Origin of the sequence: Paenibacillus sp. MCAF9 (assembly GCF_052114265.1) — a bacterium.
Lineage (GTDB): Bacteria > Bacillota > Bacilli > Paenibacillales > Paenibacillaceae > Pristimantibacillus.
This window is the reverse complement of sequence record NZ_JBFREL010000007.1, coordinates 85712-98091: the sequence shown is the minus strand read 5'-3', so window position 1 is coordinate 98091 and position 12380 is coordinate 85712. Positions and strand designations below refer to the sequence as shown.

The 12380-nt window shown below is 46.4% G+C and carries 13 protein-coding genes; 6 read left to right on the top strand and 7 right to left on the bottom strand.

Annotated elements, in window-relative coordinates:
- Positions 1-160: 160 nt before the first annotated feature.
- From AB4Z45_RS14570 to ggt, 4 genes are all read right to left on the bottom strand, one after another.
- Positions 161-859: a pirin family protein gene (locus AB4Z45_RS14570; RefSeq protein ID WP_441910087.1), complete on the bottom strand. Its 699-nt coding sequence runs from the start codon at positions 857-859 to the stop codon at positions 161-163.
- A gap of 69 nt (positions 860-928) precedes the next feature.
- On the bottom strand, positions 929-1789 hold the full coding sequence (locus AB4Z45_RS14565; protein WP_441910085.1) for a fumarylacetoacetate hydrolase family protein: 861 nt from the start codon (positions 1787-1789) through the stop codon (positions 929-931).
- A 19-nt stretch (positions 1790-1808) separates the two neighbouring features.
- The gene (locus AB4Z45_RS14560) at positions 1809-2999 is read right to left on the bottom strand and encodes an amidase (RefSeq protein WP_441910250.1); all 1191 of its coding nucleotides are present in this window, start codon (positions 2997-2999) and stop codon (positions 1809-1811) included.
- Positions 3000-3018: 19 nt separating this feature from the next.
- The gene (gene ggt / locus AB4Z45_RS14555; RefSeq protein WP_441910084.1) at positions 3019-4599 is read right to left on the bottom strand and encodes a gamma-glutamyltransferase; all 1581 of its coding nucleotides are present in this window, start codon (positions 4597-4599) and stop codon (positions 3019-3021) included.
- Between the two features lie 289 nt (positions 4600-4888).
- Here ggt and AB4Z45_RS14550 point away from each other — a divergent pair, with 289 nt between their 5' ends.
- The 4 genes from AB4Z45_RS14550 (at position 4889) to AB4Z45_RS14535 (ending at position 7710) form a co-directional block, all read left to right on the top strand.
- Positions 4889-5338: an Lrp/AsnC family transcriptional regulator gene (locus AB4Z45_RS14550; protein WP_339209783.1), complete on the top strand. Its 450-nt coding sequence runs from the start codon at positions 4889-4891 to the stop codon at positions 5336-5338.
- The gene (locus AB4Z45_RS14545; protein ID WP_441910083.1) at positions 5339-5977 is read left to right on the top strand and encodes a chromate transporter; all 639 of its coding nucleotides are present in this window, start codon (positions 5339-5341) and stop codon (positions 5975-5977) included.
- The gene (locus tag AB4Z45_RS14540) at positions 5964-6509 is read left to right on the top strand and encodes a chromate transporter (protein ID WP_441910081.1); all 546 of its coding nucleotides are present in this window, start codon (positions 5964-5966) and stop codon (positions 6507-6509) included. The genes AB4Z45_RS14545 and AB4Z45_RS14540 overlap by 14 nt, the downstream gene beginning before the upstream one ends.
- A 658-nt stretch (positions 6510-7167) precedes the next feature.
- Positions 7168-7710 carry a DUF5673 domain-containing protein gene (locus AB4Z45_RS14535; RefSeq protein ID WP_441910079.1) on the top strand — a complete coding sequence of 181 codons (543 nt, stop codon included), beginning with the start codon at positions 7168-7170 and terminating at the stop codon, positions 7708-7710.
- An 83-nt stretch (positions 7711-7793) separates the two neighbouring features.
- On the opposite strand, the gene AB4Z45_RS14530 is transcribed toward AB4Z45_RS14535, so the two are convergent.
- Genes AB4Z45_RS14530 through AB4Z45_RS14520 form a run of 3 tightly spaced genes read right to left on the bottom strand, consistent with a single transcriptional unit; the run spans position 7794 to position 9755 of the window.
- On the bottom strand, positions 7794-8618 hold the full coding sequence (locus AB4Z45_RS14530) for a sugar phosphate isomerase/epimerase family protein (protein WP_441910078.1): 825 nt from the start codon (positions 8616-8618) through the stop codon (positions 7794-7796).
- Positions 8619-8637: 19 nt separating this feature from the next.
- Positions 8638-9462, bottom strand: coding sequence for a membrane protein insertase YidC (gene yidC / locus AB4Z45_RS14525; RefSeq protein ID WP_441910077.1), 825 nt, complete (start codon positions 9460-9462; stop codon positions 8638-8640).
- Entirely contained in the window at positions 9432-9755 is a 324-nt protein-coding gene (locus tag AB4Z45_RS14520; protein ID WP_076266345.1) for a hypothetical protein, read from the bottom strand. The genes yidC and AB4Z45_RS14520 overlap by 31 nt, the downstream gene beginning before the upstream one ends.
- Before the next feature lie 364 nt (positions 9756-10119).
- Between AB4Z45_RS14520 and AB4Z45_RS14515 the strand changes: the two genes are divergently transcribed.
- Both AB4Z45_RS14515 and AB4Z45_RS14510 read left to right on the top strand, forming a co-directional pair.
- Positions 10120-11625: an ABC transporter substrate-binding protein/permease gene (locus tag AB4Z45_RS14515; RefSeq protein WP_441910075.1), complete on the top strand. Its 1506-nt coding sequence runs from the start codon at positions 10120-10122 to the stop codon at positions 11623-11625.
- Positions 11618-12340, top strand: a complete 723-nt coding sequence (locus AB4Z45_RS14510) for an amino acid ABC transporter ATP-binding protein (protein ID WP_430056719.1) — start codon at positions 11618-11620, stop codon at positions 12338-12340. The genes AB4Z45_RS14515 and AB4Z45_RS14510 overlap by 8 nt, the downstream gene beginning before the upstream one ends.
- The last annotated feature ends 40 nt before the right edge of the window (positions 12341-12380 follow it).

Here is a 12380-nt window from a genome sequence, read left to right as displayed (position 1 = left end):
CGAAAGCGTATGCTAAAGTTTGCGAATGCAAACTTACTTCGAAAGCGTATGCTTAAGTTTGCGAATGCAAACTTACTTCGAAAGCGTATGCTTATGCGAAAGCAAACTTACATCGAAAGCGTATGCTTAAAGTTTGCGAATGCAAACTTACTTCGAAAGCCTAAGGCAAATCGATCAGCATAAAAAAAGCTGGAGCCGCAGCGGCGAGTGTAAGCTCCTCAGCTGCCTCAATTTGTGCCTCATCACCGGTAAAAAGTGTTTCGCCGTGAACCGACAGTTCACCTTCAATAATATATATAAATTGCTTGCGTCCCGGTTCAACAACGTATTCAAACTGTTTTCCTTGCTCCAGCTTGCTCAGATAAATCGTCATATTCTGATTTATGGAGGCAACCTGTTCCAAATCTTGATTTGAAACGACAGGAAGCAGTGCATTATGCAGCTTTTCTACATCGAATCGGCTCGCTTCATAGGAAGGTTTCATCCCTCGTTCCTGCGGCATGAACCACAGCTGGAGCAAACGCAGCTCTTGATCTTCTGATGCGTTAAATTCCGTGTGGATAACGCCCGTGCCAGCTGACATCCGTTGCACCTCGCCAAACGAGGACACGACCGAGTTGCCCATGTTATCCTCATGTCTAATGCGGCCATTCAATACGATAGATACGATTTCCATGTCGCTATGTGGATGCGCGCCAAAACCTTTTTCCGGAGCCAAATAATCGTCATTGCACACACGCATCACACTAAAGCCTGTTCGATTCGGATCATGATAAGCTCCGAACGAGAAGCTTGGGTGGCTGCGCAGCCAGCCTAGATCCGCCGAATGCCGCGATGCCGCGGGGAATACGTCGATCATAAGTCTCTCCTCCAAACAAGTTTTTATTTACTTACTTATATATAGCAGTTTTTCATTCTCCGAGCAAGCTTAAAATTGAACAGCGTTGAGCAGCGGCTCGAAACCATCGATATGGCAGCCTACTATATCTCCGCCGCGAATAACGACAGCACCTGGAGTTCCTGTCATCATAATGTCGCCCGGCAACAGCGTCATCACTCTGGAGTGAAAAGCAACAGCTGCAAAAGGGCGGAACTTCATATTGAATACCTTATTGCGATGTGCGGCCTCACCATTAATTGCGGTTTCCACATTCAGCTCTAGCAAATCAGGAAACTCATCCTTCGTAATAAACTCCGGCCCGAAGCTGAAAAAGGTATCGAAGCTTTTGGCCCTCGATAAAAACCTCTGATGTCTAGCATGAATATCAGCTGCCGTAACATCAATTGTCGTCGTATACCCGGCAATGACATCATACACTTCAGCTTCTGATATATTTTTGCAGGTTTTTCCGATAATAATTCCGAGTTCAGCTTCTGCTGTAATTTTCCCAACTCCGTCTGGAATTTGTATCGCATCAAGCGGACCGATAATCGTCGTATCCGGCTTGATGAAACTGACTGGCTCTTCATTTGGGTCCGCCAACGCTAATTCTGCCGCATCCTTTACGTAGTTCATGCCGATACCCCAAATTTTGCGAGGGTGACGGTATAGCGGAGCGTACTGTACATCCTCATAAGGAATCGCCGGCAATCGCTTCAACTTTTCCTTCCCTGCTCCTTCGTACCATTTTGTTAAAAGCTCCAGCTCGCCCAAACGAATAAGCTCGAACAGCTCTGTACTCCAGCTGGCATTCTCCGCCTCATTAATCGTTTCTATAAGCACAAGGCCCTTTGCACTTGGTATCGCAGCGAGCTCCTTGCCATTCCTTTTTACTGTTGATATTTTCATTGCCAGCAGCTCCTTTTCTTTAGCTTAATGGCTTTATTCGTGTCGAGACGTGATCAGCCACCCATTTTAACAGCCTCATATCCTGGCTTCTTCCTGCAATGAAGGAGAGGCCAATTGGACAGCCCAGCTCGCCTGCAATCGGAACCGTAACCTGCGGCAGCCCTGCAAGCCCTGCTAAACAGCTCATTTCGAGCGTTTGCGCGCGTCGCTGCTCAACCTCCGAGCCCGATAATCCGAGCAGCGGCGCTATCGCAGGCACGGTCGGCACAACGAGCACCGTATCCTCTCCGAGCCATCCATCCATAAGCGCCCGCGCTTCATCCCGAATGGTGAAGGCAGTACCACTATCCTCTTCCCGCAGCGTGCTTGCCCAAGCAAACCGCTCCGCTATGCCCGGTCCGAAGGCAGGCTGCTCGCGCAATATCCACTCCCGATGCTCACGCCAGATTTCTATTCCTTGAATAATCCGAAAAGCATTCACCCACTCTCGCAGCCCGTTTGGCGCAATAATGGCTTGTACATGCCTCTGGGCTAGATCATGCAGCATTGGAAAATATTGCGACGAAGCTGTATATGTGTGCTCATCCGTCAATGCCCAGACATCCTCAGCAAACACCATTCGCGTGAATGTCTCCTTACTGCTTCCTTGCTCATCAAGCAGTACACTGCCCACTTGAAGCAATGTCTGCGCATCACGAGCCATCCAGCCTACCGTATCGAAGCTAGGCGCCAGCGGTATAAGCCCCTTCGTATCCACTGCACCATGCGTAGGCCGTATCCCATAAATTCCGCAATAGGCGGATGGCACGCGAATGGAGCCTCCCGTATCCGTACCTATAGCGAAATTTGCTAATCCAGCCGACACCGCAACAGCTGATCCGCTGGAGGAGCCACCGGGTATTCGGCCAAACGCTTTAGGATTCACCGGTGTTCCATAATGGGCATTTTCCCCGTTAATGCTGTACATCAATTCATCCGTAATGGTCGTTCCTTTTAATGTCGCTCCGTTTCGAAGCAGCCGATTTATGACCGAAGCGTGCTTATCCGCCTCGTCATGTGTTCGCAGCCAATCGGGATTGCCTGCACCTGAGATGTGACCAGCAATATCAAATACATCCTTTGCCGCATATGTTTTACCGCTTAAGACACCTTCAGCTAAAGGCTCTATCTCAAGCTGTTCCGTCGCATACGCATTCCAGCTTTGCTTCATCAAGATCCCCGCCTCCTCTTTACCATCCCATTGCTGCGCCATCGCAGCGCGGATCCGATCCGCCTTGCAGTAAACCTTGCTCATCTCGCATAATCGCATGGGCATGGCCCATAATGCCGTCGAAGTCCTTCACTTTCTTCACCGTGTGTCCTGCCTGTGACAGCGATGCTAGTACGTCTGCAGAAACACGTCCTTCTATTTTCAGCTCCTGCGTTGGCTCTCCCCACGTTCGGCCCCATACCCATCTAGGTTCATTTATCGCTTGCTGAGGATTCATGCCATAATCAATCATCCGGGTAATTATCGCCGTTTGCGTCTGCGGCTGCCCCTCGCCGCCTTGCGTGCCATACAGCACAGCAGGCTTGCCATCACGACATGCCATCGCTGGCATTAAGGTGTGAAATGTCCTTTTAGCTGGCTTCAGACTGTTCACATGATTTGGATCAAGCGAGAAAAACGAGCCGCGGTTTTGCAATAAAACACCCGTATTGCCTGCTACGACGCCCGATCCAAACTCGAAGTACAAGCTTTGAATGAAGGAGATGGAATTCCCTTCCTCATCCACAACTGCTGCATAGGCGGTATCGCTGCCCAGCACCTCGGATTTCTCGCATGAAGCATGATTTAACTCAATTGAAGCAGCTAGCGCTGCCGCATAGTTTTTATCCAAGAGTCGCTCAAGCGGTATGCTCGTAAAGGCAGGGTCTGATAAATATTTGTTCCGGTCACGGAAGCTTAGCTTTAATGCCTCGACGCACAGCTGATAATAATGATGGGAGCCATGTTCAATTTCACCGAGCTTAAATTGCTCTAGTATTTGAAGTGCCATAATAGCGGAGAAGCCTTGTGAATTGGGAGGCATCTGATGAAGCGTATACCCTCGGTAAGTGCCCTCAATCGGGGTCACCCAGTCGCCATGATGATCCGCAAAATCATCCTCGGCAAGCAGACCATTTTGTTTGCCCAAAAAACTCGTCATTTCCTTTGCGGTTTCCCCTTTGTAAAATTCATCGCGCCCAAATTCCGCTAAACGGCGCAGCGTCTTCGCAAGCGCAGGCTGCTTAAAGCGCTCGCCCACCTTAACCGCCTGCCCGTTTGGCAAGTATATATCTGCTGTTTCGAGTGTTCTTGCAAGAACGATTTCATTATGAACCGTATTTTGATATTGATCATTCGACATAGGGAAGCCATTCGCGGCGTAATCAATAGCGGGTGCCAACACCTGCGCCCAGTCCAGTCTGCCATACTCTCGGTGAACCGCATCCCAGCCGTCTACCATGCCGGGCACGGTTACGATACTGCCAATGCCCCGATTTGGAATCGCCGCCAAGCCATCGTAAGCACTAATACTAGCTTTATAACCAGATCGGCCGCTGGCATTATAGCCGCGCACCTTTCCTTCACTATGATGATAGCCGAGCCAGAAGGAGTCTCCTCCAAGGCTTGTCATATGCGGATAAACGACGGCGAGACATGCGCTCACAGCGACAGCTGCATCGTAAGCATTCCCACCTTGCGCAAGCATACGAGCGCCAGCTGCAGTAGCTAAATAATGAGGGCTGACAACCATAGTTTTGGTTCCGATGACCGATTGATTCATATCTACCACCCCTAAAAATGGATATAACTCTAATCAAACTCGCAATTCACTTATTTATATGTTAGATAATATAACATTGTGTATTCTTTTAAAATACCACCTCAGAGAATGATAGGCAATAAAAATGTAACTTCTTTTTATTAATTGTGTTGAAAACGAATGGTGATGTGTATATATTTATACATATGGTAATCAAAATTCAGTATTACAAGACACCTTGCAAAATGATGTAAATAAAATTGGAGCTGATGAACAAGTGCAAGAAAAGCCTTTTGATGAACCAAAAATTATGGAAATTGATGATATTGATCGTAAAATCATTGCTGAGCTCAATATTAACGGAAGAATATCTTACACAGACTTAGCGAAGGAGATTGGATTATCGCGAGTAGCTGTCCAATCTCGGATTAATGCGTTGATGGACGGCGGCGTAATCGAACGATTCACGGCCGTCATTAATCCTGAGCGAATCGGCATAAATGTATCGGCTTTTTTCAATGTAGAGGTGGAGCCTAAGCATCTGCACGCCGTTGCTGATCAGCTCTCGACAGAGCCGTTTGTCACAAGCCTCTACCATATGACTGGACCAAGTAAACTGCATATGCATGGCCTGTTTCGCAACAATCAGGAGATGGAGCATTTTCTCAAAGATAAGCTTTACACACTGCCCGGCATTATGAGCGTCGATTGTCAGGTGTTAATTAATCGTTACAAGAGTCGAATGGGAATGAGGCTGTAGATGATGGCTGGAAAAATAATGAATAACCGCTACATGCAGCTTTCATGGGCGATGATGAAGACTGGTATTCTTGGCTACGGGGGCGGCCCGTCCGTTATCCCGCTAATTCGATACGAGGCAGTTACGAACTATAAATGGATCGAAGATGAGGAATTTGGTGAAATTCTTGCGCTAGCGAATGCACTGCCAGGTCCGATTGCAACAAAAATTGCCGCCTATTTAGGATATCGCGAAAAAGGTACTCTCGGTGCCATCGTGTCTGTTCTCGCCCATATCATTCCTTCTGCTGTTGCGATGATTCTGCTATTAACGACGGTTCAATTCCTCAGCAGCGCAGCCTTCATACAAGGTATGATCGGTGCGGTAACGCCTGTCATCGCTGTCATGCTTGGCATGATGGCCTATGAATTCGGGGAACGTGCCGTCAAAGGACTTGGCAAATACGTCGGCTTTGGTTTTTTTGCATTAGCATTTGGACTGCTGCAAGGCATTCATATTCATCCTGCTATCGTCATTCTTTTATTTCTTGGTTACGGTGCTTTTCATCTGAAAACAGTTGCAGCCCTTCAGCGCAAAAAAAAGCAGAAACAGCTCCGAAACAGCCAGCAGAAGGAGGGCGTAACGCGTGGAATGGATTAATTTAATTATCGGATTTTTTATCGCTAATGTGCTTGGCTACGGGGGCGGACCGGCCTCCATTCCGCTTATGTACAGGGAGATCGTAACGAATCATCAGTGGACGACACCAGTAGAGTTCTCAAACATACTGGCGCTCGGCAACGCACTCCCAGGTCCGATTGCGACTAAAATTGCCGCCTTTGTCGGCTACGATGTCGGCGGCTGGATCGGCTTAATTGTCGCATTAGCTGCAACGATTGTTCCATCCGCTGTTGCGCTCATTCTACTTCTTAAGGTGCTGCAGAAGCATCGTCAATCGCCTGTAGTCAAAGGAATGACGCTGCTTGTACAGCCTGTAATTGCCATAATGATGCTGTTGCTTACATGGCAAATGGCTGCAAGCTCTATCGAATCGATCGGAATTGTGCAATCGCTCATTATTGCAGCGGTCGCCTTCTGGGCGATGCAGTTCCGCAAAATCCATCCTGCCATTGTCATCGTTATCGCATTCGCCTATGGCGGTCTTGTTATTCCTCATTTGAACGTATTATAAAATAACTAATAGGGCGAATCCGAGTAGCAAATGTCTACTGGGGTTCGCCCTATTTTCATAAATATAACGATTAATCAAAACTATTTTAATAATCATCCCTTATGATTGCTGATAACGCGAACCGCAACACTCTGCTAATTGCCGCTGGCAGCACACTGACATGACTCTCATCAAATGATTTTCCCATAAGCAATCAGTCCGCTTACCCATCCATATTTTATGGCTCACGATGTGCCTCCCTTGGCTCTGTAACAAAGTTTACTCATCATTTAATTTTTCTTTCGATGTTTTCTCCTTCATCATAGTATATATTTTGAAATGGTTACAATAAATCCCTTGGAAGTGATAAGGCTACGGCATTTTCTGCAGTATTTACTTCTTTTTTTGATTCCACCGATAAACAGTTGTTAGCGTTTAGTTAATGCACGCAAAACCTCTTTCGGAAATTACCAAACTATATTTCGTTGCTTGCGCTCTTTTAAATCAAATATAATTTAAATGAAATAGGAATTTAGTCCCTTGGTACAAAAGTATTGTTATCCCTATAATCAATGGAAGAGTAATATTTCTTTTTTCACTGCTTTCAGTATCTCCTCTACCTTATCGGATATTTCCCTTTATACTAACAACTACAGCAAATATACGAGGAGCGACCGAATTGCACATCGATTTTTTGTTTACATTATTACTGAACATCCTCAGCTGCTTGATCCTCATTTGGTCCTTCTACAATGAGCATAAACAATTTCGGATATTTAAAAAATCCAAAAAAAATGTTCAAGTATATAATCCATCTTTCCTTATTCCCGACAAAAAATTCACTCTCACGGTGCTGTCGTATGTAGTTATCGTTACGACCTTATGGATACTGCTTATCTTTGGTTTAACGGATATCGTTTATAAGCACTGGTTTGCGTATGTTTTTCCCATTATGCTCACCACCATATTCTCTGGCGGTAAAATTAATTATTCAATTGGTGAAGATGGCGTGTTTCATGCAAAAACAGTCATTCCTTGGGAGGATGTTGTTTATTATCAATTGACGGAAACAGATCCTTTCCATACAAAATTTTCACTCGACATTCATACAAAACATCAGGTTTTTCGCGGTGTAGTTCATGCTGATTCCAAAAAAAAATTACTTATGCTGCTTCGAAATGTTCCGACTTCAGGTAATGCAGATGAAATCACAACTGAATAGGACGGGCTATTTTCCAATATAAAAAAACAAAAACAGCAGCCCTCGGGAGTCCCATGGTCTACTGTTTTTTCGCTTTTAAGCCCTTATACCCGCGCACGAATTCCATCTATATAAGCCTTTGACTCCGCCATCTGATGCTCTTTCGCTTCTTCCATGATGATGTGTACATGCGGCTTATATTGATTCAAAAGCTTCATATACAGCTCATAATTCATCTGTCCGAGGCCAGCAGTTACAGTAGCCAGCTCGCCACTCCCGAGCAGCATGCGATCCTTCGCATGAGCCGCAATAATACGATCACCGAGCAGTTCGAACGCTTGTTCAATGACCTCATCCTGTCTCGCAAAATTAGAAGATGTCAGCAGATTGCCAGGATCAATAACGACACCGATATTGGAGGAAGGAACCTCCCCCAGCATCCGAGCCAGCTCAGGAGCCGTACCAATTAAATGGTCGTTTGCCGCTTCTAAACCGACAAAGACGCCCCACTTCTCAGCTTCCTCTACTAACTCCTCTAATGTCGCCTTCATCACGGACCAATCTCGGTCTGTGTAGTCTCCGCCTTCATTCCGTCCCGTTTCCGCAGCTACCATTGGCGCTCCGAAATACTTCGCATAACGCAGCAGCTCCTTGAATCGATTCACATTGGCACGGCGCAGCTGCTCGTCTCGTTCAAATAAATGAACATAGCAGCCAAGCACCGAAATCGAAACGCCATGCTTATCGAACTGCTCGCCGATTGCATTCGCAAGGCCTGGGCTGAGGTTCCCAGGCTTGCTGAAATCGACATCGCTAATCGCCTTCCACAAAGCTAGCTGCACATGGCTGAAGCCGCTCTCCGCAACCTTAGGAGCAAGCTCCTTGTACGGCAAGCTTCCGAATAAATGAGCGAGTACACCGACTGACATCTGATCGTCTCCTTCAAATTTAGGCGCTGCCCTCGAGTGCGACATCCACCTTCGGCGCATACACTCTTTTGGCTAAATAAGACTGCGCAATCATGAACAACCCACCTGTTACCCAGTAAAGCGAGATCGCTGCCGGTGCCGATAGAGCGAATACGCCCATCAGTATCGGAGACAGGTAACCCATGAAAGCCATCTGCTTCTGCTGTGCAGCATTCGCATTGGGCTGCGTCGTCTGCGAAACCTTGAATTGTACAAAATAAACGAGCGCTGCGATAATCGGCAGCACAATATCCGGCGAGCCTAGCTTAAACCAAAGAAACGAATGATCCGCCAGCTCTGGCGTAAGCTTGATCGCGGAATATAGACCCATCAATATCGGCATCTGAATGAGCATTGGCAAACACCCGATAGCGAGCGGATTCACCTGATGCTTCTGGTAAAGCTGCATCGTTTCCTGCTGCAGCTTCTGCTTGGATGCTGCGTCTGACTTGTTTTTGTACTTATCTTGGAGCTGCTTGAGCTCCGGCTGAAGGATAGCCATCTTTGTTTTCATCTGGTTCTGAGAGCGATACTGGCGCATCATGAGCGGCAGTAGAACAAGTCTGATCATAAGTGTAATGCCAATAATCGCAAAACCGTAATTTCCGCCAAACATATCAGCAAGATATTGAAGCACCGCTGATAATGGGTAAATGACATAGTGGTTAAAAATACCCGGTGTATTTCCATCAATCGTACCACTAGCCGTACTACAGCCGCTTACTAGAAGCAGCCCTGCCAGCATCAAACCGGCCATTAATACACGTCCGTATTTTAAAGAAGTGAATACATTGTTCGTTTGCATAAAAATCCTCCTCGTTTGTTTGAAAATAGCTGAACAAACGAGTTGGAACAGTCTGCTATGTCATCATCTGGCGATTCTTTCCGCTTTACCTTGCGAACTAACCAATGATGCAGCGGAATTGAACGAATCAAAACCTGCGGCAGCAAACTATACATTATACTTACAACCTGATTCCGTTCCCAGTACTCATAGGCACCAGAATGCAAATGCGAAGCGTAAGCATAAGCTAATGAACAAAGTAGGCTGATCGAAATGAGATACGGTATGATGTCATGCAGTTCAAGCTCGAACAATGTACTCACCTCCCTTCATCTGAAAATAGTTTTCTTTCTATCTGGATATTATAACAGTAATTCTGATCAAATGACGACTGTCAAAATCTCGAATATGCAAACAAAAATGGCAGGCACTAATTTCTTGAATAAATGCAGTCTTTTCGCATAAATAATTCAGCATAAATATAAGTGGGTACTAATAAATATGCTGAAATTTTCACAAAAGCGGCTCTTTGGTTATTTACAAAGGATAGGGAACACCATATAATTTCTAATGTTGCAGGCGCATTCGACTGAAACGGAGCTATTTTATCAATATACACTCATCTCGTGATGACAGATAAGCCTGTTAAACCTATCAACTTAGAAGAAAGAGGACATCATGAATCGAAAAAAGCTCAAAGTCATTTATTTATCGCTTATCGTCTTTACGGTTCTGCTAGTCGGACTTGGACAAGCCTTCCCTATGGGGAAAAGCAGCACTTATTCCGTTAGTGCAGAGAGTGCATCAAGCACCACAGTTAATGGTCAAAAAAAGAAGCTCATAATGGGCACATCCGCCGATTATCCACCTTATGAAAGCGTCGATGCCAAAAACAACGGCGAATTCGTTGGATTGGATATCGATATAGCCAAGTATATCACTAGTCAGCTCGGATACGAACTGGAAATCACACACATGGATTTCAATGGGCTTGTTGCTGCGCTTCAGACCGGCCGAGTCGACTTCGTCATGTCCGCAATGTCCGCCACGGATGAGCGAAGGCAAAATGTCGATTTCTCTGATACGTATTACGCTGCCCGCAATACGATTGTCTCAAAGAAGTCTGCACCGCTCGAAACAGAAGCTTCTTTATCGGGTAAACTAGTCGCGACGCAGCTTGGCTCCACACAGGATCTTTACGCAGAAACGATTGAAGGAGCCACGCTTAAGAAGCTGAATAAGATTCCAGATCTTATCCAAGAGCTGAACTCCGGACGTGTCGATGCGGCTATCGTAGAAGACGCTGTCGCCATTGAGATGACCAGCTTAAACCCGGGTTTGGCGATGCATTTCCTGCCAGCTGAATCGGCGGAAAATGGTTATGCCATTGCATTTCCTAAGAAGTCCCCTATTGTGAATGAGTTTAACGGCGTTCTCTCCGAAATGAAGGACGATGGCAAGCTCGATGAAATCGTACAGAAATGGTTTGCTGCTGAGAAGGAAGATTCCGATTCGCTGCTTCATTTGAACATCGACTTCAGTATACTGAAGGGTTACACTCCTTATATTCTCAAGGGTGTATATGTCACGCTGCTCTTCACCTTTGTATCCGCATTATTCGGACTTGTGTGGGGTACGGTGCTGTCTCTATTCAAAATATCCGGCATTAAGCCGCTCGAGTGGTTCGCCACCGCTTATACATCTATATTCCGCGGCACGCCGCTGCTTGTACAGCTGACCATTATTTATTATGCAACGCCGCAGCTATTCAATTACGATATTCCTGCGTTAATGGCTGCCGGCCTTGCCTTCGGACTCAATTCAGCTGCCTATTTGTCCGAAACGATCCGCGGCGGCATTATGGCCGTGGACAAAGGACAGCGCGAGGCCGCCATTGCACTTGGCATTCCATACCGGAAGATGATGCTTCGCATTATATTCCCGCAGGCGCTTCGTAACATTTTGCCGGCGCTCGTAAATGAATGTGTTGCTTTGCTTAAGGAATCGTCACTCGTATCTGTCATTGGGGTATCCGATTTGATGCGCCGAGCAGATGTAGTGCGCTCCACTGAGTTCCGCTCCATCGAAGTATTATTATTTATAGCTGCAATCTATTACGTGCTTGTGCTTGTCTTAACATCGTTTGCTCGAATGCTTGAAAGGAGGCTGCGCCGCAGTGATTAATGTAACCGACTTAACAAAAACCTTCGGCAAAAACCAAGTGCTAAAAGGAATTACAACAACCGTTGAAAAAGGAGAGGTCGTTGCTCTAATCGGACCATCCGGCTCAGGGAAATCCACCTTTCTACGTTGTTTAAATATGCTGGAGACGCCGACTTCCGGCGAGATTACAATAGATGGAACAGCCATTACGGATCCCAAAACAAATATTGCCCGCGTGCGGCAGCGGATCGGCATGGTATTCCAGCATTTTCACCTATTCCCGCATATGACCGTGATCGACAATATTACGTTTGCTCCGATTCAGGTCAAAGGAGTATCGCAGCAGGAAGCCCGTAAGAAAGCGATGGAGCTGCTAGCTCGCGTAGGTCTCTCGGACAAAGCAGATAGTTATCCATCCCGCTTGTCTGGCGGACAGAAGCAGCGCGTTGCGATCGCAAGAAGCTTAGCGATGGAACCCGACATCCTGCTGTTCGACGAGCCAACCTCTGCGCTTGATCCTGAGATGGTCAAAGAGGTGCTTAATGTTATTCGCAGCCTTGCCGACAGCGGCATGACGATGCTTATTGTTACGCATGAAATGAAGTTTGCCCGCGAAGCTGCGGACACGATTTATTTCCTAGATAACGGCAAGCTTGTTGAAAAAACGAAGCCTGAGCAGTTTTTCACTAAGCCTCAAAGCGAGAGAGCTGCACGTTTTCTGGAGCAGGTGCTTTAAAACTTATTAAGGATAACAGGTGCTAAGCGCACATTTAAAC